Source organism: Acinetobacter sp. CFCC 10889 (assembly GCF_003268395.1).
GTDB lineage: Bacteria > Pseudomonadota > Gammaproteobacteria > Pseudomonadales > Moraxellaceae > Acinetobacter.
On the sequence record NZ_LQXQ01000021.1, the window covers coordinates 1 to 25,713 of the forward strand.

A 25,713-nucleotide genomic window follows, 5' to 3' on the forward strand; every position below is an offset into this window, starting at 1 on the left:
ATACACCACCGAATATTTTTATTTTGAGATAGCACATAAAAAAGGTGAATATTTTGAGAATATTCACCTGAAAAATAAATTTTATTATGATTTTTTATTGTGATATAGCCAGTAGTAACTCGCATAACATGCAGCCATAAACAATAAACAACCAATAAAACCTGACAGCATTTCAGGATCAGCAGCCATACTTAAACCTGTAATAGTACAGGTGATGAAACCTAAAATAGGCACTACAGGATACCAAGGAGTTTTAAACTTTAATTCTGCTAAGGTGTGACCATCACGCAACCATTTACGACGGAAGTTAAATTGACTCCAACAAATACTCATCCATACAATCACCATGGTAAATGCTGCAACACCAAGTAGATTTTTAAAAATAACGTCCGCACCAAATTGTTCTGAAAGTAAACCAGGTAAACCACCAATCATGGTGACTAAAATCGCAATGACTGGTGTACCTGATTTGGTCAGTTTAGAGAAGATTTTTGGCAATTGTTTTTGTATTGAAAGTGCCCACATCATACGGGAAGCAGCATATAAACCTGAGTTTGCGGTTGAAAGTAAAGCCGTAATAATGACGAAACGCATAATATCTTCAGCATATGGAATTCCGATATGGTTAAATACTGTCACAAAGGGACTGCTACTTAAACCATCACCATGTCCTGCATTTAAGCCTGCATCTTGGTAAGGCAATAACGAACTGATGACAATGATTGTGCCCACGAAGAAAATCATCAAACGCCATACTGCAGCATGAATGGCTTTGGGTACATTTTTCTCAGGATTCTCAGTTTCACCTGCTGCAATTCCGATCATTTCAGTCCCGTTAAAGGCAAAATTAACAATAAGCATAGTGGCGAAAATCGGGAATAAACCATTTGGCAACCAACCATGTTCAGTTAAATTACTGAATAATGGTGCAGACTCATAACCCGCAAAAGAAATAACACCAAAGATGGCAGCTAAACCAACCAAAATGAAAATAGCAACAGTTGCAACTTTGATAAATGACAACCAAAACTCGGATTCAGCAAAAAAACGTGTGGAATAGAGGTTAGAAAATAAAACACCACAGATAAAAATTAGTGTCCAAATCCAAACAGAAATACTCGGAAACCATTCTTGCATTAACAATGCTGCTGCAGTGAATTCAGTCCCGAGCGTTGCTGACCACCCCAACCAATACATCCATGACACCATATAACCTGTGCCTGGACCGATATTATTGGCAGCGAAAGCCCCAAAAGAACCAGTTACGGGTTGATTAACAGCAAGTTCTCCTAAGCACAACATCACCATATAGGCGATCAAACCACCAATGATGTATGAAATAACTGCGCCCAGTGGACCAGCTTGTTGAATCACAGCACCGGAGCTTAAAAACAAACCAGTACCAATCGCTCCACCCAAGGACAACATAATGAGATGACGGCGAGACATGGCTCTTTTTAAAGAAATAGGTTGTCCCTCAGCATGCACTTGCTGAGAGTGAGGGATAGGAGATTGCATAATTTATGTTAAGTGAGATTTTTAAAAACGTATTTTAGGATAAAACATGAAAATTCACAAAACAGTAACATTAAAATAAACAGGGAAATTAGTCTAAGCATTTTTTAATTTATGGAAAATAAGGATTTTTATTTCAAAAATAAGTGAATTTAATTGCATTATATGAGAATGAGCTTGGGAAAATTTATAAAAATAAAAGTTAAAAAAGCCTATTGTTATCATAATTCTCTAACAAAGTTTTGCTACAATCAAACGAATACTATTGAGAGAGATGTTTTGTGCTGCCATTTAAACTTTGGGTCGATGCCGATGCCTTACCAAAAATATTGCGTGAAGTGATTATTCGTGCTTCGGATCGTTATCAACTTGAAGTCACTTTTGTTGCCAATCAACCTGTGGGTATTACGCCATCTATACGCATTAATTCTATTCAAGCACTCAGTGGTGCTGATCAAGCCGATCAAGAAATCGTTGATCGTATGCAAATGAATGACATTGTGATCACTCAAGATATTCCTCTTGCTGCCCAAGTGATTGAAAAAGGCGGGATAGCCATTCACCCACGTGGTGAGGTCTATACCGATGCCAATGTAAAAGCACGTCTACATTTGCGTGATTTTATGGATACATTACGTGGTGCAGGAGTGCAAACAGGTGGCCCACCACCGATTTCTGAGCGTGATAAACGTGAATTTTCAAATAGTTTGGATCAAACCATTTTAAAGCAAAAACGTAAAACTGCAGCACAACAGTAGGACAGTTCGATGCCATCGAAAAACAACATCGTGATGACCTATGTTTTATTGGTTTTCATTTGGGCGAGTACACCTCTAGCAATTGTATGGAGTGTGCAAGACATTCATCTGATGTGGGCTTTGGTGATCCGCTTTTTGATTGCTTTGCCAATAGCTGTGTTACTACTGTTAATTTTAAAAATCAAATTTCCTGTCAATAAAATTGCTTTGCATAGCTATTTTGCAGGCTCATTTAGTTTGATTGGCTCGCAAATTTTTACTTATGCAGCAACCAGTTATTTGAGTTCAGGGATTATTGCCTTAATGTTTGGTTTAGCACCCATTATGGCGGGTTTGATTGGTCGCTTTGGTTTTCAACAGAAATTGCAAACTTTACAGTGGGTTGGCATGTGCGTTTCTGTTTGTGGGTTGGCGATTATCTGCACTAGTGGTGGAGCAACACAGCATGTACATCCGATCGGAATTGCACTGATGATGATGAGTGTATTTACCTATGCACTTTCTATTTTTTGGGTAAAAAAAGTTAATGCAACTGTTGAACCGATGGCACAAGCAACAGGATCAATTTTAGTTTCTACCTTGATGGCGATGTGTATTGTACCGTTTATTTGGCAATATGCTCCTGATCATATTCCCGAAGCTAAGTCTTTATTTGCACTACTTTATACGGTTGTCATGGCATCTTTGATAGCGATGTTCTGTTATTTCAAATTGGTACAAAATATCAAAGCCACAACGTTATCGTTAACGACTGTGATGACACCAATGCTAGCGATGTTATTTGGTGCATTTTTAAATAATGAAAGCTTATCTTTAATGGTTTTTGTCGGTGCAAGTGTGTTGTTATTTGGTCTGTTCTTATATTTCTTTAAAGATTTAAAAGCAAGTCGTGAACTTGCTCATAAAATAAAGTCATCATCATAAAATATAGGTTTTATTCGGATATGCAAGATTCTACACATTCCGTCAGTTTAACTTTGTCTTGTGGATGTAATGTCACAAAATACGCTCCTATACGGTAGTATTCTTGCTCTCCAGCAATACATTCTGAATAGGCAATTTGTGCTGTGGCTGCAATGTGAAAAAAGTTTTCAGCATGGCTTAAGGTGACATGAATATATGTACCTTCTTTGATATTTTGTTTACTAAAAAAACTAAAGCCACTCTCGGAAAAATTCACATTTTGCGGTGTTGGTAACATGGTTTGTACAATTGAATCGTATAGAGAGCCTGTAATGAGGTTTAATTTTTGGTTGAATAAGGATAAGATTCGAGCAATTTGTTGATCTTTTTCATTTAATTGGTCTAATTCGTATTGAAGTGCATGGTCAAATTGATCTAATTCTGCAAGTAGTAGAAAATAGCGCGGCAATACAAAATTTGGATCATATGGATCGTTAAGGGCGACATGATCAGAAATAATCTGATAGTTGATTCTTAGAGCAGCATCGATTCGAGACATGACACGACGCTCGTTGGCTTCGGTTTGATGCTGTAACGTTTCCATAAAACACCTCGGACTTTGATGGTATGTTTAAACCAATCTCGCTGTATATAGGGTTGAGATATACTCGCGCACGGCGTAGTAATCACTTTATTTCTTTTATTGCCTTGGTGTCGATGATCGGTCTAACCCTTGGCGTTGCTGTTCTTATTACAGTTTTATCTGTGATGAACGGCTTTGACCGTGAACTGAAAAATCGTGTTTTAGGCATGGTGCCACAAGCCACTGTTTCATCTACACAGATTTTAACAGACTGGTCCACACTTGCAAAGAAAATTGAGAAACATGAACATGTTACTGGAGTAGCACCGTTTACACAATTGCAAGGGATGCTAACCGCACAAGGGCGTGTTGCAGGGATCATGGTCAGTGGAATCGAGCCAAAATACGAAAAAAATGTTTCGATTATTCAGAACCACATGGTTGAGGGTAGTATTGATCAACTGAAAAAAGGTGAGTTTGGTATTGTTCTTGGTAAGCAAATGACCGATGCGTTAGGTTTGAGCTTAAATGACAGTATCACGCTTGTTCTTCCTGAAGCGACACCTTCACCTGCGGGCGTTGTACCACGTTTTAAACGTTTTAAAATTGTCGGGATTTTTAGTATTGGTGCGGAAGTGGATTCAAGTCTGGGCTATATTGCCTTAAATGATGCTTCTACTTTGCTACGTTTACCTGACGGTGCACAAGGTGTACGGATGAAGTTGGACAATATTTTCCTTGCACCACAAGTTGCTAATGAAATCGTACAAGATTTACCAAATGGTTTTTATGCATCTGACTGGACTTATACACATGGAAATTTGTTTAGTGCCATTCAAATGGAAAAAGCCATGGTCAGTCTATTATTGTTCCTGATCGTTTTGGTGGCAGCATTTAATATTGTGTCATCTTTGGTGATGGTGGTGACGGATAAAAAATCCGACATTGCAATTTTACGTACACTTGGTGCATCACCTGCAACAATTACACGAATCTTTATGGTGCAAGGTACGGTGATTGGTGTTATTGGTACTTTGTCAGGTGCTGTATTAGGCGTGATTTCAGCATTAGGAATTAGTAGCTTCATTGACTGGCTCAGTAAATTATTTGGTTGGCATTTATTTGATGCTTACTTTATTAATTACTTACCATCCTATTTGCGCTGGCAAGATGTATTGTTAATCGTTGGTGTTTCATTGGTACTGAGCTTTATTGCTACGATTTATCCTGCTTTACGTGCTGCGAAAATTCAACCTGCGGAGGCACTGCGTTATGAATAATGCAGCACATAGTCAAGTCGTGCTTGAAGCTGAAGAGATTTCTAAATCATTTACTGATGGTAAATCGACAGTTGATGTGATCAAAGGTTTGTCTTTACAAGTACATCAAGGGGAATTTGTTTCTATTGTTGGGTCAAGTGGTTCAGGTAAAAGCACTTTATTGCATATTTTAGGGGGCTTAGATCGTCCATCACAAGGTATTGTAAATTTAAATGGGCGACGTTTTGATAATCTTGGTGAGGCAGAACGTGGCTTTTTACGTAATGAACATTTAGGTTTTGTCTATCAATTTCACCATTTATTGCCAGAGTTTTCAGCATTGGAAAATGTCGCAATGCCATTGATGTTGCGTAAGGATGCTGAATTTAAAAAAGTGAAAGAACGTGCAGAATACTTACTCAATCGTGTTGGTTTAAGCCATCGTTTGACTCATAAACCTGGTGAGTTGTCAGGTGGTGAACGTCAACGTGTGGCTTTAGCACGTGCTTTGGTGACACAACCAAAATTGATGCTCGCTGATGAACCGACAGGTAATTTAGACCGTAAAACTGCGATGACGATTTTTGAATTGTTACGTGATCTGCGTCATGAGTTAAATATGGCAATGTTGATCGTAACCCATGATGAACAATTGGCAAAATCTGCGGACAAAGTGCTGCATATGCAAGATGGTTTATGGGTGAATGATTGATGTTAGTTTTTTTAAATTTATATTTAAAATAAAATTATAAATCCGATCAATCACCTTGTTAAAGCCCATTTATTGGGCTTTAATTCTTTCAAAATATGAAGAAAAAAATAATAACGATGTGGTATGTCTATTTACTGAGTTTAAGTTGGATCATTGGCATTAGTTGTATGGGGAGTGCCATTCCAAATCAATTAAATATTGTCTTATTTTTCAGTCTAATTTGCATTGTACTGATTGCTCTTTCAGCTATTTTAAAATGGACGTTATCACACTTTACTATTAGCAAAATACTATTACATTTAAGTTTAGGGCTGAGTACATTTATTGCGGCTTGGTTTTATGCTGACCATGCTTTGGAGCAACGTTTAAAATTACGTGTCCAAGAGGTTTCAAATGTCTCAGCATTGATTTATGTTGATAAAATGAGTCAAGTGTCGATGGATGCTGACCAGCAAGTACGAATAAAGCAGAATGCATGGTTGGTCAATGCGACAATTCAACCGATCAAAATTAGTGTTTATTTAAAACAAGGACAGATGCCATTAGAACTTGGTCAGTATTATGAAATTTCAGGGAAATTAAAACCTGCGCATAGTTATGCAGTTGCAGGTGCTTTTGATAAAGAGCGTTGGTTTTTACAAGAAAACATCATGGGCAGTTTGAATGCTCAATTTATTCAGCCCATTGATGCTCATCAAGTTTCTGCATTAGGTTATGCTAATTTTGTGCAGAAAAATAGTTCGTGGTGGTCTGGATTTCGATTAGGCATCGAAACACAACGATTATCATTTCGAAAGATCATTGAAAATAGCACTTTGCAGCAAAAGGGTTTGCTTTTGGCGCTTTTGACAGGGGATGAAAGCTTACTTTCAAGTGATACACAAAATTTATTTCAACGTCTGGGAATTTCGCATTTATTAGCCATTTCAGGACCACACGTACTGATTTTTGCGATGCTATTTTGTTTTGTCTTTCAGCGTGGTATTCAAAAATTTTGTCCCCATTTTTACCTTAAAATACCTCGACCATATCTATTGATTTTGCCATTTTTAGCATGTGTTGCACTGTATACGGCATTTGTTGGCTTTGAAATTCCTGCATTACGCACTTTGTTGACAGTCAGTTTATGTGGTGCTTTGATTTGGTTTAGGCAGTCGCTTTCTGCCTTGAAAATGTTATTGCTGAGTGCCTGTATTTTATTATGGATTGATCCTTTTAGTATTTTATCTGCTGCATTTTGGTTGTCTTATGGCGCATGTTTTATCTTAATTCGTGTTTATCAGACACTACAACAACAAACACATGAGTATCAAACGTTTTCACAAAAAATCGTCTTTTATCTGAAAGTCTTGGTTGAATCACAGTGGAAAGTTTTTATTGCTTTATTTCCTTTGGTGATTTTTATTTTTCAAAAAGTGGCTTGGGTTGCACCGCTAAGTAATTTGTTTGCCATTCCTTTGATTGGGGCAGTGATTGTTCCTTTAGAAGTTATTGGTGCGTGTTTAAGTTTGCTTTATACGCCTTTAGGAAAAATATTCTTTGTTGTGGCAGATTTGATTTTATCTATTTTACTACAAATTTTAAATATTCTTGATCAGATTTTTTCTAATAATTTACAGTGGTTTGCCTTTACACCTTTGATGATTATATGTTTGGCAGTGGCGATTTTTATCTTATTTTTACCTCGTGGGGTGGTGTCCAAAGCTTGGGTCGCTATATGCTGTATTCCTTTGATTTTTCCACAGCAAAAGCAGTCTGATTTTACTTTAACGGTGTTAGATGTTGCACAAGGGCAAGCGATTTTTGTGAATTTACCTAAACAGAAAATCATGATTGATACAGGGGGATCATTCGATGAAGCAAAATTTAGTATTGGTCGACAAGTGGTTGTACCCTATTTAAAGCAACAAGGTGTTTATCAGCTTGATCAAGTGATTTTGTCGCATTTAGACCAAGATCATAGTGGCGCATTTCCTGCGATTGCAGAAGAAATTAAAGTCAAACAGGTTTTGTCGAATGAAAATGATGGACGATTTGCAAAGGAAAATTTTAGCTATTGTCATGCAGGACAAGTTTGGCAATATGATCAGGTGAAAATAGAAGTGTTAGCACCTTCTGAAAATAGCCTAAGTAATGTTGCATCGCAACAAAATGAACTTTCGTGTATTGTCTATATTCAAGTGCAACATGCTAAAAATAATCAGAATATTTTGATCATGGGCGATGCAGGTTGGGAAGCCGAATTTGATCTGTTACAACATTATCCAAACTTAAAAGTAGATGTCTTAGTTTTAGGACATCATGGAAGTCAGCATAGTTCAGCATATGCATTTTTAGAAACACTCAAGCCGAAACTTGCGGTGATCTCAGCGGGTTTTGACAACCGTTATGGGCATCCGCATCCAATTGTCTTGGCTCGTTTAAAAGCACTCAATATACCTGTTGTGAATACGATTGAACAAGGGAGTATTCAGTTTCAGCTTGATGATCAATACAATATGCAAATGACCCATTATCGTAGCTCAAAGTTGTGGCTCGTCCGCTAGGCTGTGATTTTCTGCTTTAATGGCATTGATTTTTGCTATGGCTTGTTCGTTTGGCAAGGTATAGAGGTCTCCTAGCTCTGGGTTGGCTTTGAAACGTTTATAACTCCAATGATAATGCTCAGGAAAGCGAGTGATCAAATGTTCAATGGTTTGGTGAATCACCCGTGTACCATCATTGGCACTACCTTGATAAATCTGTTCATCCATCGGTTCAATGAACATATCAAAATCATCGGACTCATTACGAATCGCATATAAGAGTAAAGATCTTGCTTTGGTTTTTTGAATCAGTTTGGCACTGAGATTACTTGAAGCTAAAGGTACACCAAAATAACCAATCATTTCCCCACCAACATTCGGGGTGTGGTCAGGTAAAATAACGGTTGTGCCACCTTGTTTTAAGGCTTTGAAAATTTGACGCACACCAGACTCATCCGTTGGTACTAAGTGGGCTTGATCACGACTGCGGGCTTCACGAACAAACTCATCAGCATCAGGGTTTTTAATCGGTTTATACATGATGGTCATTTGGGTTTGCTGTGCAATCCATGAATTCATGATTTCCCATGTCCCAAAATGCGGTACGATTAGAACGAGACCCTTACCTTCTGCCAATGCTTCATGAAGATAATGTTCGCCATGAATTTTTCGTAGTCTAGAAATATTTTTTTCAGTTGGGCTACCCCAAATGCTAAAAAATTCCATATAAGATTGTAGTTCATTACGAATCGCAGCACGGGTAATACGTTCACGCTCTGCTTTATTTAGATGGGGGAGGCAGATTTTGATATTTAGGCGTATCGTTTTTTCTGTTTTGGAAACATGTAAGATATTCACAATACCCGCTAAAAGGCGTGCATAGAACCTAGAGAAAAGAATAGGTTGGCGACCAAAGAAGTGAAGTAGTCGAGTGGTAGAAGATTTTTGCTTTTCCGTCATCGTTTATCTATATTTAAAACTGAGCCAAAGTGCTAGTGAATTTAAAATTATTATAAGTGAATTATGTTGATTTAGACAGTTTAACTGCATTAGTTGTATATAATGATGCCTTAAAAATTAATTTGGATAGTATATATGTCCGATTGGCCACCAAAACCACATAATGAAAATACTCAATTGGGTAGTTCCTCACCACAACAACCGACAGGTCAAGAATGGCAACTTTTAGAAAAAGTTGTTTTGGCATCGGTACAAGAACAGCGCCGTAGTCGCCGTTGGGGAATATTTTTTAAAATTTTAACTTTCTTATATATTTTTATTTTGCTTGGCTTTTTATTGTTTGGAAAAAGCTGTTCAACAGGGGATGAAGCAGGTTCAATTTCAGAGTCACATTTAGGTGTGGTAAATATTATTGGTACGATTGATTCAAGCAATCAAGGTGTAAATAGTACTGATACCATAAAATCATTGAAAAAAGCCTTTGAAGCGAGTTCTGCTAAAGCAGTGGTACTAAATGTCAATTCTCCAGGCGGCTCTCCTGTACAGTCTGATGATATTTGGCAAGAAATTCGTTATTTAAAACAACAGCATCCTGAGAAGAAAGTCTATGCTGTGATTGGTGATATGGGTGCTTCAGGTGCATACTATATTGCTTCAGCAGCAGATGAAATTTGGGTCAATCCTTCAAGCTTAGTCGGGTCGATTGGGGTGATCATGCCAAATTATGGTGTGAGTGGTTTAGCACAAAAGTTAGGTGTCGAAGACCGTACTATGACTTCGGGTGCAAATAAAGACATTCTGAGTATGACTAAGCCTGTTAATCCTGAGCAAAAAGCCCATATTCAAGCATTATTGGACAATGTACATTCGCATTTTATTACGGCAGTAAAACAAGGTCGTGGTGAAAAATTAAAATCCAATGACCCTGCAATTTTTTCTGGATTGTTTTGGACAGGTGAGCAAGCGATTAAGTTGGGTATTGCAGATAAAGCAGGAAATATCGAAACCCTTAAACGTGAATTAAAAATGAAAAAAACAGTGAATTATACTGTTGAACGTAGTCCTTTTGATTCTGTTCTAGGGCGTTTAGGTTCAGAAATGGGACATGGTGTAGCTGAGGCAATGAGCCAAAAGCTCAATACGAACCAAGATGTAAAAATGCAGTAAGTAAATTTTATGACTTCTTTCTATAAGTGGTATGGAAAGAAGTCTTTTCGTTATTTAAACAAGTAGAAATCGAAATGATGTACAGTTCTCAGCAGTCCAAACCATTAATTCATTTTGCACATGCCAATGGTGTGCCTTCCAAGGTTTATTCAAAATTATTTGATCTATTGAGTGATCAATATGATGTGATCTATGTTCCTGTGATTGGTCCAGATAAACGTTATCCAATCCAGCAAGGTTGGGATGCGCTCACAGATCAGGTGATCGATAGTATTGTACAGCAAGCAGCAGGGCGTAAAGTGATTGGTATCGGACATTCATTGGGTGGTGTGTTGACCTTTAAGGCAGCTTATCGACGTCCTGAATTGTTTGAACAGGTGATTATGCTTGATCCTCCCTTGATTGTTGGTCAGGCTGCATTTGTGATGCAAATGGTGAAACTGTTTAAACCTGCGATGATTGATAAAATTACTCCAGCAGGTTTGAGTATTAAGCGCCGTGATCATTGGGAATCCCGTGAACAGGCTGCAGAACTTTTAGGTGCTAAAGGTTTTTATCAGCATTTTGATCCACAGTGTTTTCATGATTATATTCAATATGCTTTGACCGAAGATGCCAGTCGTGGTGGCGTGGAACTGACAATTTCCAAATACGATGAAGTAGCAATATTTAGAACCAATTCCAATGCGATGTGGTTACCCATGCCGAAACCACCTGTACCCACACATTTAGTGGTGGGAGAGTCGAGTCCATTTTTAAAACAAAAAATTCCGCAAATGATTCAGAAAAAATTTAAAATTCCAATGACATCAACCGCTGGTGGGCATATGTTTCCATTGGAGCACCCTAATGAAGTGGTACAGTTGATTAAAAAATTAATCTTGTTGCCATAAAATTAGTGTTTAAAATCATTTTTAAAAAAAAGCAGCACATCATTGATGTGCTGCTTTTTATGGAACATATCAGGTTGAAATTATTTTACAACATGAAATTTAACAAGGACTTTTTTGTTTGCATCTAAGAATTTCAATTCTTTTTTCGAAGCATCATAATGAGTAACTTGACCAAGTGCCTGAGTATATTTCTGTGAAATGTCTGTTGCACTTAGACATGCTTTTTGTGTTGAAGCAAGTTGTGAAAATTTAATTTCAGTACCTTTTACTGCATAGCCACCCATAAAACGATTACAACCATCTGAACCACTTACACGCTCATTATCAAACTGAATTGAAGGAACATCTGCTTGCTGCGCTGGATCAGCAACAAGTTTGGTACCATTAATCTCACTCACAACCCAGTTTTTGTTTTGTAATTCATTTAGATTACGTTCAGTAGATGGATTTGACATGGTAGCACAGCCAACCATAGACAGTGTTACAGCGGCACAAGTTGGGAGGATAAGAGATTTCAACATTTAAAGTTCTCCACTTTTATCAGAAATAAAAAAAGATCAATATGTATTAGAGGTATATTTTACTTTTGAATTTTTAAATAATTTGTTTAAGTAACTTAAAAAAACACAAACAAGTCAGACCTAAACATTTTTTTGCATAAGTATTGCTTTATTTTTGAACTGTTTTCATGTAGTTAAAATATATATTTATTTTCCAAACGTTAAAAAACGCATCCGAAGATGCGTTGATTGATCAATTATATTTTAAAATTTACAAAACTGGATTGGTTGTTCAAGTAATTGCTCTTTATACAGCACTTGACCATTATCCAAATGTTGAATCGTTCCATTACAGATCCATTCAACCGCTTGCGGATAAATCAAGTGTTCAAGTGCATGTACACGTTCAGCCAAAGTGTCTACGGTATCGTGTAAATTGACTTTAACCACGCCTTGTGTCAGTGCTTGACCTGCATCCAATTCCGCAGTGACATAATGTACAGTACAACCATGCAATACATCTCCCGTGTTTAAAACACGTTGATGGGTATGCATACCTTTGTAATGTGGTAACAGAGAAGGGTGAATATTCACCATCTTCCCTTGCCATTTTTGGACAAAGCCTGCACTTAGAATACGCATAAAGCCTGCGAGAATCACTAAATCTACATTCCAGTCGAGCAATTGTTGATGCATCACCGCATCAAACGCTTCACGGTTTGGAAATTGTTTGTGTTCAATGATCGCAGTGTCAATTCCTGCTTTTTTTGCCCGTTCCAAGGCATACGCTTCAGCTTTGTTGGAAATCACCCCAACAATCGACCCTGAGAGATTTGCATCAATCAGGGCTTGTAGGTTGCTTCCACTGCCTGAAACCAGTACAGCAATTTTTATCATATGACTTAACTATGCTTTGGACTTAGGCAAAAATCACACGAATTCTTTCGTCAGCGCCTTCAACAGACTCAGCATTGTCTTGGATTGAACCAATTTTCCAAGATTTTTCACCCAATGAGTTTAACAACTCGACAGTTTTGTCTGCATCTGCTGCATCAACTGCAATCACCATGCCTACGCCACAGTTAAATGCGCGATACATTTCGAATTGATCAACACCACCTTCTTTTTGAAGAAGTTTGAACAATTCAGGCCATTCCCAAGAAGATTCATTGATCACGGCTTGTGCACCATTTGGCAATACACGTGGTAAGTTACCAGGTAGACCACCACCCGTGATATGTGCCATAGCATGAACATCAACTTGTTTAATCAATTCAAGAATTGATTTTACATAAATACGTGTAGGTTCCATTGCAACATCTGCAAGTGGGCGACCATCTACGATTTGAGTTAAATCAACATTTTTTACATCGAAAATTTTACGAAGTAAAGAGTAACCGTTTGAGTGTGCACCTGAAGAAGCTACACCAATCAAAACGTCACCTGCTTTGACTTTAGTACCATCAATAATTTTGCTTTGCTCAACCACACCTACACAGAAACCTGCTAAGTCATAGTCTTCGCCTTCATACATGCCTGGCATTTCAGCAGTTTCACCACCAACCAATGCACAGCCTGCAAGCTCACAACCTTTGCCGATCCCTGTTACTACATTTGCAGCAACATCTACATTTAAATGACCTGTTGCGTAGTAATCAAGGAAGAATAATGGTTCAGCACCACATACTAGAAGGTCGTTTACACACATTGCCACCAAGTCTTGACCAATGGTGTCATGACGGTTTAAGTTCAATGCTAAACGTAATTTTGTACCAACACCGTCTGTGCCAGATACGAGAACAGGTTCTTCATAACCTTTAGGAATTTTACAAAGTGCGCCGAAGCCACCGAGTCCACCCATCACTTCAGGACGAGTTGTACGTTTAGCGACAGATTTGATTCGATCGACAAGTGCGTCGCCCGCTTCAATATCGACACCAGCGTCTTTATAGCTTAAACCAGTGTTTGGGGTAGAAGTTGAGTTGCTCATATTTGAAGTCTCCGCATTCGCGCGGCGATTATACCCGAATATACGAAACTCTTATGTTATTTCTGTACTAAAATGCTATCTTTATTGAAATATTTTACTTTCTATAATGAATAAACCTGAAAAAGGCATAATTGTATGCACGATCGGACATTAAAACGAATTTTTATCCTCGCTGGGATCGCACTGATCCTATGGGTCTTGTATTTACTCAAACCTGTGGTCGTGCCATTTATTGGCGCTTTTCTATTGGCATATTTATTTAGCCCTATTGTTGAAAAGCTCGATAAAGTTTTACCACGATGGTTAGCAATTGCAGTTGTATTCATTGGAATTGGTGTGGTTTTGACATGGGCGATGTGGTTTGTGGTGCCTTTGGTTTGGAAACAGCTTATTTATGCACGAGATAGTATCCCAGGTGGAATTCATTGGGTAAATTCGACATTTTTACCATGGGTTTCACAGACTTTTAATGTCGAACGGATGGAGTTGGATACTGATCAAATTTCCAAAGTCGTGATGGAGTATGTACAGACGAATTACAGTGCAGACAGTATCCAAGCGATGGCACTTAAAATTGCACAATCTGGGCTGAGCTTTATTTCTGTTGGTGGTACGATTGTTCTTATTCCAATTATTGCATTTTATTTTCTTTTAGATTGGAAGCGTATGCTGACCAGTATGAAAGATTTAATTCCTCGTGCTTATGAAGCAAGTACTTTAAAAATTGTGGGTGAATGTCATAGCGTCTTAGGTGCCTTTGTGAAAGGGCAGTTCCTTGTGATGTTCTTGCTTGGCGTGATCTATGCGGTAGGGTTACAACTGATTGGTTTAGAGGTTGGTTTGATCATTGGCATGGTAGCGGGGTTATGTAGCATCATTCCTTACTTGGGTTTTGGTGTGGGCATTATTGCAGCCATGATTGCAGCATTTTTTCAATTTGGTTTAGATTGGACGCATTTTGCTCTAGTTGGTGTTGTATTTTTAGTAGGGCAATTGATGGAAGGTTACATTCTTCAGCCCTTTTTACTCGGTGATAAAATTGGTTTATCTCCTGTAGCTGTGGTTTTTGCTGTTTTAGCGGGCGCACAATTGGCAGGTTTCATGGGAATGCTGATCGCATTACCTGTTGCTGCAATTATTGTTGTACTGTTGAAACATGCACGAGAATGGTATGAGCAAAGTTCACTTTACCAAGCACCAACAGCAACCGTTGTGGTTGAAAATAATGGAAATAGTCATACAGTTTCAATAGAAAGTGCGCAAGTCGATCTTGATCTTGAGATTAAAAACCCGCAAGATAATGACGAAACAAAGCCTAATAATGATCCACTTTAAGGAACAGTGAAGATATATGCGTCAATTACAGTTGGATATAGAGCCACAACTGGATGCCAAAATCAGTGATTTTTCTGGTCCAGGTTGGGGACCTGTAATTGATGCAGTTAGACAATTACACGCAGGTTTAATGAACCGTTTTTATATTTATGGTAGAGCAGGTTCAGGAAAAAGCCACCTACTTTCAGCGATTTGTGATTCTTATTTGGAAATAGGCAAGTCAGCAATTAAAGTTTCACTTTTAGAATTACTTGATGCACCGATTGAAGCAATTAATTCTTTAGAAAATTATGACTTGGTTGCATTGGATGATATTGAAGCCATTAGTGGTGTACCGCATTGGCAAAAAGCAGTATTTCATTTGATTAATAGTAATAATGAAGATGGTGGTCAACTGGTGTTTTCATCACGTTTTGCACCGATAGAACTCAAACTCGAATTGCCTGATTTACAATCACGTTTAACCCAAGCTGTCAGTGTAAAAGTGCCGAATGGGCATTCATATGCAGATCGTCAAGCATTGTTACATTCAGTCCTAGAACGTCGGGGTGTACATTTTGACCCACAAATAACCGAATATCTGCTATTACATGGTTCGCATCAAACGAGTACACTGTTGCAGTCAGTGGATCGTTTAGAAAAATTATTGAAGGGTGAGAGGGTAAAACTCTCTCATGCAACACTAAGACAAATCTATGCACTGATTGATGAGTACCGTCCACAATAAAATTCTTGAGAATTTTATTGAGCTGTGACAAAGTACGCACAAGGAATGTTAGCAAAGCTTTATGCTGGCTTATAAGAAATAATTAAAAGAAATCAAGGAGACTATAATGCTCAAACGGGGCATAGGCTTAGGATTATTATGTATTAGTGGTCATGCATTTAGTGCAAATATTACAGTAACAACAACAGAAGATGTTGTGAAAGCTGATGACCAATGTTCCCTTCGTGAAGCAATTGAATATGTCAATAAAGGCATGCCAGAAGCAGGTTTGAATGGCTGTGGTGGCAAAGAATCAAATGCGATTATCGAGCTTAAGGGTAAACAAGAATATCTTTTGAAAAGTCAGATTTCGATTGCACAAAGTGTTGATATCAAATCAGTTTATGATACTACGGTCACAGATACAGCGAGCCAAGTTGGTTTGTCAAATGCCATAATTAAAGCATCAGGTAATCACCGTTTATTTAATATTAAAAAAGTTGCTTTAGCGACAGATAAGACTGAAGTTGAGAAAAAGGCAAAAATTTCAGTTAATCTTTCTGAGCTGACTTTGCAAGGTTGTGGCGCAAGTCGTTGCGAAACACAAGGTGGCTTAATTTATAACAATGAAATATTGTCAATTACAGACTCACGGCTTTTAAATGGTACTGCAAGTCAAGGCGGTGCGATTTATAATGCAGGCGTTCCAGGTATAGATTTCAACTGGAGTGTCGTGAGTATTGAAAAATCATTAATTAAAGGCAATAAAGCGGCACAAGGTGGTGTGGTTTATAGTGAAGCCCCTCAGTTTGTGATTGCTCAGTCTGTCGTACGTGATAACGAAGTGACAGATAGTAGTTCATCATTATTTGAAGCAAAAGCACCATTTAGTGCTGAGGTGAGTAAAAATCTATCTGCCTCTACGCTTACACGTGGTATCTTTAGTAGTACTATTTTTAATAATAAAGGCTATATCATCAAAGTTTTAGATGATATGCAAGTCATCAATGCGACTATGATTTTAAATAGCATGGGCTTGGTGGTGAATGCACCGAATAAGAAAGGTTATGTTGCCAATAGCATTTTGGCAAAAAATGGTTCACAAGACTGTAAAATCGTTGCTGGTGGTGAAGCCAATCAAATCAGTAATAATTTATATTCTGTAGGTTGTGGTGGTACTGGAGCACAGGCTTTAGGAAATACAACTTTGATTGCTGGGAAAACGACAGAAGGTAAATGTGATCTCAGTTCAACGGGGATTCTATGTCCATACAATCCTCTTGGTGAATCTGTGATTAGTTTCTTTAAGCCGCGCTTAATCGAAAGCTATAAAACCATAGCAGACTCTCCAATTGTCAATAAAGGTCCACAAAATAGTGATGTGTTGGCATGTGTGATGGACCAGCGTAGTACCAAACGTCCAGACAATGGCAAATTATGTGATCGTGGTGCAATTGAATTGTCAGTCGATACCAGTACAAATACTACTGTTGGTGAAGATATTTCTTATGGTGGCGTTGCTAAATTCAGTCTTTCTGCAAACATTGAAAATGGTAGTTCTGCAAAGTTTGACCTACCTGATCAGTTGCAAGATGGCGAATTAGTAACACCTGCACAGTGTACGGCATTATTTGGTAAACCAACGGATGGTAGTACTTGGAAACCGGGTTGTTTGAAAATTGTACAAACCAATACGCCTTCGAAAGGAAAATTAACAATCACTCAAGATGGTGATATTACCTATGTACCAAATGGTAATTGGCATGGTTCAGATGAGTTTCAGTTAAAAGTTATCACTTCTACAACTTATTTCAGTGACAATACTGAACCTTATATTGCAATTAATGCACGTGTAGTACAAGCACCTGTGAATACTTTTGAAGATAAAAAGGTGAAAACTTCAGGTGGTGGCGTAGGTGTAATTGCATTGTTCACTTTATTTGGATTAATTGGGTTACGTAGAACTAAAAAATAACAAAGGAATGAGTGATGAAATATTATAAAAAAGGGGTTTTAGCCCTAGCGGTCTTATCGACAATGTCTTTGATGGCGGCAGAAGACAGAACCATTTATGTCACTACATTTGCAGATGAAAATGGTGAAAATACAGATAAATGTTCTTTGCGTGAGGCGATTACTGCCGCATCAACCCATAAAGATTTTGGGGGGTGTAATAAAGGTCAACTGCAAAGTAATGTAACCAATGTGATTCAGTTAGAGGCGGGTGAGTATAAGCTCAATTCTGAATTACAACCGACTGCTGCGATTAGCATTGTAGGTAAAGAACCGAGTGATTATACCAAAAAGGATGTATTGACTAATGAGTATCCAGCGTTAACAGCACTCAAGACAACGATTAATGCGCAGGGACTATCGCGTATTTTTAATACCAATCATACCAATGCACCAACATTAACGTTGAATAATTTAAAGTTAATCAATGGTTCAAGTAAAAATGCACGAACCAATGCGGGTGGTGCATTGTATTTGGGAGGTGCAACAACTTTAAATAATGTTTCGATTGAAAATTCAAATAGTCAAACGGGTGGTGCGATTTATTTGAATGGTGCAAATAGTAGTTTAACTATAGTAGGTGGTATCTACCAAAAAAATAATGCGGTTACGGGTAGTATATTGGCAATGACCTGTAGTGATCAATTAAATGACACAAAACGTAGTATTGATATTTCAAGTGCAACTTTTTTGAATAATGGGGCTGCAAGCAGTAATAGTACGTTTGCATTTTGTGGTCAGCCAACAGCAAAATTTACCACCAACACCATCACTGAAAATACGGCAAATCCAAATAGTGGTAGCATTATCCAATTTAGTGATGTAACACCACAGGGTAATGTTAATTTAAGTACTTTATCTGCCATAACACTACTTAGTAATACCATTGTTAAAAATTCGGCTTGGACGACCTTTTTATATAATGTCGCAGGAAATAAGATATTAAGTTTTAATGTGTTAGCTTATAATGGAAATGGTAAATCTTGTCGTTATGCAGGGAACGATTTAGCAACAGTTGAAAAACCAAGCATAACTTTGGAAAAAAATGCTTTGGCATTATCGGCAAGCAGTGCAAATTCAAGCTGTGAATTACCTGCAAAAGTTGCAACAGATGTCGTGAAAGATTCAGTAGATTTGAGTACAGCAGCATTTTCAACAGTTTTAAGTACTTTACAACCTGCATCGCAATATACAGGTTTTATGCCTTTGTATTTCCCAGTAAATACAACAGCTTCGACTAGCCTGATTGATACTAAATTATTCTCATGTAGTGGCTATGATCAGCGTGGTATAGGACGTGTAGATACAGATGAATCAAAAACATCAGATAAATCAAACTCATGTGATATTGGTTCGACAGAAATTGTTCGTTTAACAGCATTTAAAGCAGAACTTGCAAATGGTTCTGTTGTTGCTTTATTGGATCAATATAAAGGTTATGCAGATAAATTTAAGTCGTTGATTGCAGACAAAACCACCAAAGCTGAGTATTTACCCTACTATAAAGCTGAACAAGCCAAATATGAAAATCTAGCAAATATTAAAACCAAACAAAAATATCGCACGATTTTCTTTGATCCATTTATAGCAAATTTACCGCATGAAGTCCCTCTTGCGAATGGTGGGCGTGAAATTAAACACTTAAATGCGGATAACTATATCGTAGAAGCCAAAGCAAAAGGTATTGGTAATATTTCTGAAAATGTGGAAACGATTATTCCTGATACTGATTTAAAGTGTGAATGGGATGCAAGTTTGGGTTTGATTAAAATGTGGCGTATAGATGATAATATCACACCTACAGGTGATAAAGAATTCTGTCAATATACGTTAAAGCTTAAAACTGATCCGAGTAAAACCTCTTCTGCATATATATTAGCGACATTTAGTAATATTGCACCAATTGCTAAAGATGCTGAGTTTGCGGTGAAAGCTGGCTCAGATATGAAAGTCACGGTTGATTTACTCAATTATGTCAATGATGATGGTGATGGTTTGGTGAGTGCGTTGACTGATCCAAAGTCCAAGAACAAGTTGGCTTATTATACCAATAAGAATGGACAAGATTTAGCGATTCGTATTACCAAAAAAGTTGATCCATTGGTATTCAGTGCTGAGCGTAGTGGACCATGTCCTGGCGAAGATCGTTTATATACTTGTTATGGTGGTAAAATTACTGTCCAGTATAAAAATACTTTAGATCCATTCAGTTATAAATTTAGTTATGCAGCTTATGATGCAGATGGCAAAATTTCTAATGAAGCGACTGTCAATATAAAGAATAGTGCTACATCTGATAGTGGTGTGCGTAACAGTGCGGTGGTGGTGCGATGGGCTGGTTAGGCATCTTTGGTTTAATGGGTCTAGCAGGGTATCGCCGTTATAAAGACCAACGTGCTAAATAAGAAAAAGAGATTTAAAACCAGTGTTCGCACTGGTTTTTTCTTGGTGATGATTTAAATAAGCTGTCTAAAAATAAGCGTTTACATATTTCTATATTTAAAATATCAAAATTGTATTATAAGTTTGCATAAGACTTGTATTTTATGTCTTTGCCACCCATAACATAGATGTATAATTTTTATATGATTTTACCATGACTCAATTGATTTCATTGACACCTTTACAGCATATACAGATAGATCCTGAGGATTTATTGTCGATCAAACGCAATGATTTGGTGCCGTTATTAGATAACCAAAGCCGTTTAAATCTGTATGCAGATCAGTTGATTCAGGCACAATCCGTGTTACTTAATGGTGTGGATACTCAGTTAACACAGAAACTGAGTCAAGTCATTGCACAAATTATTCAACAACTTTCAAATTCGCAGAAAAAGCTGAAACAGCGTAAGTTCAATGCTTTACAAAAATGGCTTGGTTTAGATTTAGAGTTTAGTGCAGGGCAAGTTAAATATTTTAGAGATTTAGATAGTCTGATTCAGGAAGCCAATTATTTAAATCAAAAAATGGCAATTGAAATCCAAAAATCGCAAGCACGTTATCAGCAAGCACTCGGTTTTCGGGAACAAATGGCGAAATATATTCGTGCCGCACAAGAGTTTTTAGGTGAATATCCTGCCTTTGTTAAAAATAGACATCCTTTAGATAATTTTGAAGAACGATTATCTAAAAAAATTAACACTTTAGAAACGTTACAAGCCAGTAATGATATTGCTTTGGCACAAATGCAACTGACACAACAATTGTCACTCAGTTTGATGGATCGTTTTAAAGAAGCACAGCAGGTGTTGATTCCTGCTTGGCAATATCATTTAAAGCAAAACTCAGAGCAACAGTCGATGGCATCTGTACAAGAACTTGACCAAAGTCGTGAGAAATTGATCACCTCATTGAAAAAATCATTAGAGCAAAAATAGGGTAGGGTTATGACTGAATTAGATAAAAATGTCATTGTTGAATCTTCGGTAGACTTACAACAGTGTTTTGAGCAACTTAGCCTCAAAGAGATCGGTTTAAGTGCGGATGACTATCATGAAGTGTTGAATGCACAAAAAGAATTGTTGAATATTGACCATCATGCAGTGGCTGAGTATGGGAAAAATATTGCAACTAAAACATCATCTTATACCGATGAATTGTTAGACTTGGTGAAAAATAAAGATCTTGATACTACGGGTCAAAAACTGAACCAAGTGGTACAAGTTGCGCAACAGTTAAATACGTCTAGTATTTTAAATCAATCTAAAAGTTCAGGATTTTTTGGTGGCATTTTAAGTAAATTTAAAGGTGCGAAACAAAGTTTTGATCAACATTTTAATTCTACCAAAGAGCAGATCGAAAGTTTGGTCAAAGAGATTGAAACCTCGCAAAATGGCTTGAAAGCACGAGTCACAACTTTAGATAAAATGTTTGCTGCGGTGCAAGATGAATATAAACAATTGGGTGTGTATGTTGCAGCTGGTAAACTGAAGCAGCAAGAATTACAACATGAAATTTCAACCTTAACGACACAAGAACAAGATCAGCAGACGCATCAACGCATTTATGACTTAAATCATTTAGCCAATAATCTGGAAAAACGGGTCAGTGATTTGCAAGTACTCCAACAGTCAGCGATGCAAACTTTGCCGATGATTCGTATTATCCAATCGAATAATATGATGTTAGTTGATAAGTTTTATGCGATAAAAAACATTACTTTACCAGCTTGGAAAAACCAAATTAGTTTGGCGATTTCACTGCATGAACAACGGAATAGTGTACAACTGGCAAATACTATTGATGATGCAACCAATGATTTGTTAAAGCGTAATGCTGATTTGTTGCATCAAAACTCAGTGGATACCGCCAAAGCCAATCAACGTTCAGTAATTGATATTGAAACCCTTGAACATGTGCAAAATACCCTCATTAAAACTGTAAATGATGTGATTCAAATCCAAAAAGAGGGTGTACAAAAACGTGAGGAAGCATCTGAGCGAATTCGTGCCTTACAAAGTAATTTGAAGCAATTGGTTTTGGAAAATACTCATTCTTCTTAAGTGTTTAGGAGAACATATTGTCACTTAAAAATGACTATCCTGTGCAGTCGGCAGATTTAACAACAGGTTTAGCACGTTTAAAACAACGTCAGGGTAAATTAACCACCTTGACTGTGTTGAGTTGTACATTGTTTATTGCTACAAGTTTAAGTTTGTTTATTCAGCAGGATGTGGTTTTTCATTTTTTAGGTTTGACGCAAAATATTTCTCAGTTACATATTCCTTTGAGTGTCGATCAAAATTTACAAGCTTATATTGATCATCCAAATTATTTAATGAGTTTATTCTCATGGTTTGGGTGGTTATTGCTTAAAGTTGTGGTGTCATTTATTGGTGCATTTTTCATTGTTGGATTTTTAAAGAAATTCCGCTTTTTTTTAGTACGTTTTCAGTCTTTTATTTTAAAGTTTGTTGCTTGGTTAATTGCTTTTGCTGTGTTGTGGTCAGCTTTGACTTATGTGCAATATGACTGGAATGACAATGAGCAATCTGCCTATGAAGACTTGGTACATTATGATCGTAATATTCAACAAAGTCATATTTTTCAATATTTACAGCGCTCTGAAACTGCGCAACCTGTGCAAGCCTATTTGTTAGGGCAAGCGGCTTTATTACATAAACCGCAAGATCAAGATGCTGCTACGGCGTATGTTGCACAATTGGTTCAAGCTGAACGAGCAGATCCGCATTTTTTTGAATATGGTTTTAAATCTGAGCAGCTGTGGGCGATGCAACATGCGATTTATGGAAAATCCGTTACAGCAAGTACTGCAAAATTACAGCCTCGTATTGAAAATGCACAGTATTGGTCAGCGATGATTCAAAAGATTTTATTTGCCATTTCAGCCCTATTTTTGCTGTTGAGTTTGGTGTTGTATGCTTTAACGCAACGATTTAAGCAGCGTGTGATTCGTATTCAACGACAAGTTCATTTGGAATAATTTTTTGATAATATGAATGGAAACCTGCAAAATTTGCGGGTTTTTGTATGTAAATTATTTATTGAAAATAGAGAAAATTAATACTAAAAGTATGAACAAAGAATTTTATAAAACCCTGATTTCATTAAATGTACCGAGTTGTTGGGCGATTGCTAAAAATCATTTGATCCAAGTGCCTTTTGATGTGATCAATGCATTAGACGAAAATGAACTCTTTGAAATGACGGAAAGTTATCTAAGTTATAATGTTTTTTTGGCTGAATATAAATACACAGGAAATTATAAAGTTACGCTTTGGGTAAGCTCTTATCCTGAATATGTAGAGAATAAAATTGTAGATTTAAGTTATGAAATTGATCTGTATGTGATTAATGAAGGGATTACAAGTAAAAAACGTAATTCAGCTGTGTTCTCAAAAGTTTTGCATATCCCAACGTTTGAGTTGTTACAGGCGAGTTTAAATACTTTAATGCTGAACACATATTATGATTTTAATGCCTGTTTAAAGAAGGGATTGTTTGCAGATTTGCTGCAAGATATTGATCCTGAAATTGTACAGAGTGATTATCACTTAGACTAAGTGCATAAATGATTGAATAACAATACTTTATCAAAGTTAAAAATGAGCAGATGAATCGGAGTTAAGCAATGACATATGACTTTATGTTTCAACAAAATTTTAGAAGTTATGTGTTTATTGGAAAATACCAGTTTAATGCGATGAATTTACATCAAGTAAGATTGAAATACCTGAATTTAACAGGTTTTACGTGGGTGAATACCAATTTACGGGGTGCTTTTATTGCGAAGTCAAAATTTAAAAATTGCCATTTTATTGCTGCGAATATGATTACACTGATGATCAATGATTGCTATTTTGAAAATTGTATTTTTGAGAATTGTAAGATGAAATATATGCAAATCAGCAAAACAAATTTTGTGAATTGTCATGTAAATTAACGGCTTGATTTAGATTTTGTGTAGGAAATAGAACCAATATTTCCTACACATTTAAAATACTTTTGGATCAGAAAATATCTTAACGCTGCCCATATTTAGGTACAGCACTTCGTAAACTATAAACAAAAAACTGCACTGTTCCCAACAACAAAACTGCCGAAGCCAAAACAAACTGTTGATGATAAGACACACCAAAATGTTGCAAAGCGCTAAAGCATAAACCACCGATCAGTTGTGTCAACGCAAAGCATAAAGTCGCAATACTCCATAGTTTTTTATACGCCACGCCATATAAATGCATAATGGTATATGAAGTCAAAAACACCACTGCAGGATTCAACAGACCTGTAAAAAATGAGGAGGTATAGGTAAAAATAGGATGAATATCGAGTACAGCAATGATAATGGCGATGACATAAGCACTATATAAAATTTTCAGTGCGCTAAAATGCCCAAATTTACGTGCACATAGATAAGCTGTCACAGCACCTAAAGCACTGCCTGTACCATATAAAATCCAGTTAAAATTAATGTGATAGAGGTCTAAATCTAAGGTGTTTTTTAAATAATCAATCCAAAATAATGAATGCGGTACATAGGCAAAAGCACTGCTTGCATATACGATCAATAAGCAAATATACATTCCATCAACCACATTAGCTTGTTGTGTGGGTGCTTGGATGTTATTTAAATGGCTTTTAAAAATATTAAGTAAATATAATAAAATCAGGCAGATTAAAAATGCAAATGCAAATAAAATCAGCCATGCAGTTTGGGTCAAGATCCGATCTAAAAATGGCATAAATAAGGTTGCCAATAATACCCCGATGCCAATGCCACTAAAGCCAATAAAATTAATCTTTAAACGGTCTTCCGCAGCACAACACTGAACAACTACACTGGGTGCAAGAATCATGAGCAAGCCACCACTGATCCCTGAAATGGTGCGCCAAAAAATATACCAAAGGTTTGGAAATTCGGCAAAGGCACAACTTAATAGGCTAATCGTTCCTATAAATGCAGCATAGAGTAGATATTTTGCCATACTCTGATTTTGTGGTAATTTCATTGCCAAAAAAGCACCAATTAAATAACCAAGTAAATTGGCACTGCCCAAAATGCTGGCAAAGTTGGCTGTCCATTCATAACTTTCACGGGTTGAAGGTAAAAGGGCGGTATAAGAAAAGCGTAATAAACCGATGCCTAAACATGTGCTTAAACACAGGAAAAGGCTGAGCTTAATTTTACTAATACGAGTGTCATCCATGTGCTATTTTTATCTTTTGGTCAATCTTTAAACTTACCCTAAATCTCTTAGTGGCGCTTGGCAAGTAATAATCATTATTTATTTTGGATATATTCATGCTGTGAGTGAGTAGATACTTTATTATGTGAAAAATATTGTTATTTTCAAATAAAGGAAAATATGAGACGAATGTTTGATTTTTGAGTGTGATTTTTTTCATGGTTTATTTTATTTTCAGCAATG

Annotated in this window: 24 protein-coding genes; 17 read left to right on the forward strand and 7 right to left on the reverse strand. The window is 37.0% G+C overall.

The features are described from left to right. Positions 1 to 84: 84 nt before the first annotated feature. Positions 85 to 1,518: an amino acid permease gene (locus AVJ19_RS09625; RefSeq protein ID WP_111859511.1), complete on the reverse strand. Its 1,434-nt coding sequence runs from the start codon at positions 1,516 to 1,518 to the stop codon at positions 85 to 87. A gap of 278 nt (positions 1,519 to 1,796) precedes the next feature. Here AVJ19_RS09625 and AVJ19_RS09630 point away from each other — a divergent pair, with 278 nt between their 5' ends. Further along, entirely contained in the window at positions 1,797 to 2,273 is a 477-nt protein-coding gene (locus AVJ19_RS09630; protein WP_111859512.1) for a YaiI/YqxD family protein, read from the forward strand. A 9-nt stretch (positions 2,274 to 2,282) separates the two neighbouring features. Continuing rightward, a complete protein-coding gene (locus AVJ19_RS09635; protein ID WP_111859513.1) occupies positions 2,283 to 3,197 on the forward strand; it encodes a DMT family transporter in 915 nt (304 codons plus the stop codon). A 10-nt stretch (positions 3,198 to 3,207) separates the two neighbouring features. On the opposite strand, the gene AVJ19_RS09640 is transcribed toward AVJ19_RS09635, so the two are convergent. Next, positions 3,208 to 3,780, reverse strand: a complete 573-nt coding sequence (locus AVJ19_RS09640; protein ID WP_111859514.1) for a PilZ domain-containing protein — start codon at positions 3,778 to 3,780, stop codon at positions 3,208 to 3,210. Between the two features lie 23 nt (positions 3,781 to 3,803). Here AVJ19_RS09640 and AVJ19_RS09645 point away from each other — a divergent pair, with 23 nt between their 5' ends. From AVJ19_RS09645 to AVJ19_RS09655, 3 genes are all read left to right on the forward strand, one after another. Beyond that, a complete protein-coding gene (locus AVJ19_RS09645) occupies positions 3,804 to 5,039 on the forward strand; it encodes a lipoprotein-releasing ABC transporter permease subunit (RefSeq protein ID WP_111859515.1) in 1,236 nt (411 codons plus the stop codon). Then, positions 5,032 to 5,730 carry a lipoprotein-releasing ABC transporter ATP-binding protein LolD gene (lolD, locus tag AVJ19_RS09650; RefSeq protein WP_111859516.1) on the forward strand — a complete coding sequence of 233 codons (699 nt, stop codon included), beginning with the start codon at positions 5,032 to 5,034 and terminating at the stop codon, positions 5,728 to 5,730. Before AVJ19_RS09645 ends, lolD begins: the two co-directional genes overlap by 8 nt. Positions 5,731 to 5,846: 116 nt before the next feature. Next, positions 5,847 to 8,276, forward strand: coding sequence for a DNA internalization-related competence protein ComEC/Rec2 (locus AVJ19_RS09655; protein WP_111859517.1), 2,430 nt, complete (start codon positions 5,847 to 5,849; stop codon positions 8,274 to 8,276). On the opposite strand, the gene AVJ19_RS09660 is transcribed toward AVJ19_RS09655, so the two are convergent. Continuing rightward, entirely contained in the window at positions 8,253 to 9,215 is a 963-nt protein-coding gene (locus tag AVJ19_RS09660) for a lysophospholipid acyltransferase family protein (protein WP_111859518.1), read from the reverse strand. The two genes, AVJ19_RS09655 and AVJ19_RS09660, sit on opposite strands and share 24 nt — an antisense overlap. A 135-nt stretch (positions 9,216 to 9,350) precedes the next feature. Here AVJ19_RS09660 and sppA point away from each other — a divergent pair, with 135 nt between their 5' ends. Together sppA and AVJ19_RS09670 are read left to right on the forward strand one after the other, a co-directional pair. Next, a complete protein-coding gene (gene sppA, locus AVJ19_RS09665) occupies positions 9,351 to 10,382 on the forward strand; it encodes a signal peptide peptidase SppA (protein ID WP_111859519.1) in 1,032 nt (343 codons plus the stop codon). Positions 10,383 to 10,459: 77 nt separating this feature from the next. Continuing rightward, on the forward strand, positions 10,460 to 11,275 hold the full coding sequence (locus tag AVJ19_RS09670; protein ID WP_111859570.1) for an alpha/beta fold hydrolase: 816 nt from the start codon (positions 10,460 to 10,462) through the stop codon (positions 11,273 to 11,275). 80 nt (positions 11,276 to 11,355) lie between these two features. On the opposite strand, the gene AVJ19_RS09675 is transcribed toward AVJ19_RS09670, so the two are convergent. The 3 genes from AVJ19_RS09675 to purM all read right to left on the reverse strand — a co-directional run bounded on the left by AVJ19_RS09675 (position 11,356) and on the right by purM (position 13,765). After that, positions 11,356 to 11,796: an META domain-containing protein gene (locus AVJ19_RS09675; RefSeq protein WP_111859520.1), complete on the reverse strand. Its 441-nt coding sequence runs from the start codon at positions 11,794 to 11,796 to the stop codon at positions 11,356 to 11,358. A gap of 243 nt (positions 11,797 to 12,039) precedes the next feature. Beyond that, positions 12,040 to 12,672 carry a phosphoribosylglycinamide formyltransferase gene (gene purN / locus AVJ19_RS09680; RefSeq protein WP_111859521.1) on the reverse strand — a complete coding sequence of 211 codons (633 nt, stop codon included), beginning with the start codon at positions 12,670 to 12,672 and terminating at the stop codon, positions 12,040 to 12,042. Between the two features lie 22 nt (positions 12,673 to 12,694). Continuing rightward, entirely contained in the window at positions 12,695 to 13,765 is a 1,071-nt protein-coding gene (gene purM / locus AVJ19_RS09685; protein ID WP_111859522.1) for a phosphoribosylformylglycinamidine cyclo-ligase, read from the reverse strand. A gap of 135 nt (positions 13,766 to 13,900) precedes the next feature. Between purM and cxpE the strand changes: the two genes are divergently transcribed. The 10 genes from cxpE to AVJ19_RS22880 all read left to right on the forward strand — a co-directional run bounded on the left by cxpE (position 13,901) and on the right by AVJ19_RS22880 (position 24,224). After that, positions 13,901 to 15,100 (forward strand): chloramphenicol efflux transporter CxpE, encoded by a 1,200-nt coding sequence (gene cxpE / locus AVJ19_RS09690; RefSeq protein ID WP_111859523.1) that lies wholly within the window; start codon positions 13,901 to 13,903, stop codon positions 15,098 to 15,100. A 16-nt stretch (positions 15,101 to 15,116) separates the two neighbouring features. After that, the gene (gene hda, locus AVJ19_RS09695; protein ID WP_111859524.1) at positions 15,117 to 15,827 is read left to right on the forward strand and encodes a DnaA regulatory inactivator Hda; all 711 of its coding nucleotides are present in this window, start codon (positions 15,117 to 15,119) and stop codon (positions 15,825 to 15,827) included. Positions 15,828 to 15,933: 106 nt separating this feature from the next. After that, a complete protein-coding gene (gene rbtA / locus AVJ19_RS09700; protein WP_111859525.1) occupies positions 15,934 to 17,781 on the forward strand; it encodes a rhombotarget A in 1,848 nt (615 codons plus the stop codon). A 14-nt stretch (positions 17,782 to 17,795) separates the two neighbouring features. Beyond that, the gene (locus AVJ19_RS09705; RefSeq protein ID WP_228203340.1) at positions 17,796 to 20,162 is read left to right on the forward strand and encodes a CSLREA domain-containing protein; all 2,367 of its coding nucleotides are present in this window, start codon (positions 17,796 to 17,798) and stop codon (positions 20,160 to 20,162) included. Further along, positions 20,150 to 20,224, forward strand: coding sequence for a GlyGly-CTERM sorting domain-containing protein (locus tag AVJ19_RS22525; RefSeq protein ID WP_228203344.1), 75 nt, complete (start codon positions 20,150 to 20,152; stop codon positions 20,222 to 20,224). Before AVJ19_RS09705 ends, AVJ19_RS22525 begins: the two co-directional genes overlap by 13 nt. A 191-nt stretch (positions 20,225 to 20,415) precedes the next feature. Beyond that, complete coding sequence (locus AVJ19_RS09710) at positions 20,416 to 21,198, forward strand: tellurium resistance protein (protein WP_111859526.1); 783 nt, start codon at positions 20,416 to 20,418, stop codon at positions 21,196 to 21,198. A gap of 9 nt (positions 21,199 to 21,207) precedes the next feature. After that, complete coding sequence (locus AVJ19_RS09715; RefSeq protein ID WP_111859527.1) at positions 21,208 to 22,323, forward strand: toxic anion resistance protein; 1,116 nt, start codon at positions 21,208 to 21,210, stop codon at positions 22,321 to 22,323. Between the two features lie 17 nt (positions 22,324 to 22,340). Then, on the forward strand, positions 22,341 to 23,264 hold the full coding sequence (locus AVJ19_RS09720; protein WP_111859528.1) for a hypothetical protein: 924 nt from the start codon (positions 22,341 to 22,343) through the stop codon (positions 23,262 to 23,264). A gap of 91 nt (positions 23,265 to 23,355) precedes the next feature. Further along, the gene (locus tag AVJ19_RS09725) at positions 23,356 to 23,844 is read left to right on the forward strand and encodes a hypothetical protein (protein WP_162626578.1); all 489 of its coding nucleotides are present in this window, start codon (positions 23,356 to 23,358) and stop codon (positions 23,842 to 23,844) included. A gap of 140 nt (positions 23,845 to 23,984) precedes the next feature. Then, positions 23,985 to 24,224, forward strand: coding sequence for a pentapeptide repeat-containing protein (locus AVJ19_RS22880; protein ID WP_416240578.1), 240 nt, complete (start codon positions 23,985 to 23,987; stop codon positions 24,222 to 24,224). Positions 24,225 to 24,303: 79 nt separating this feature from the next. Here the strand turns inward: AVJ19_RS22880 and AVJ19_RS09735 are convergent, their stop codons facing one another. Then, positions 24,304 to 25,491: a YbfB/YjiJ family MFS transporter gene (locus tag AVJ19_RS09735; RefSeq protein ID WP_111859531.1), complete on the reverse strand. Its 1,188-nt coding sequence runs from the start codon at positions 25,489 to 25,491 to the stop codon at positions 24,304 to 24,306. Between the last annotated feature and the right edge of the window lie 222 nt (positions 25,492 to 25,713).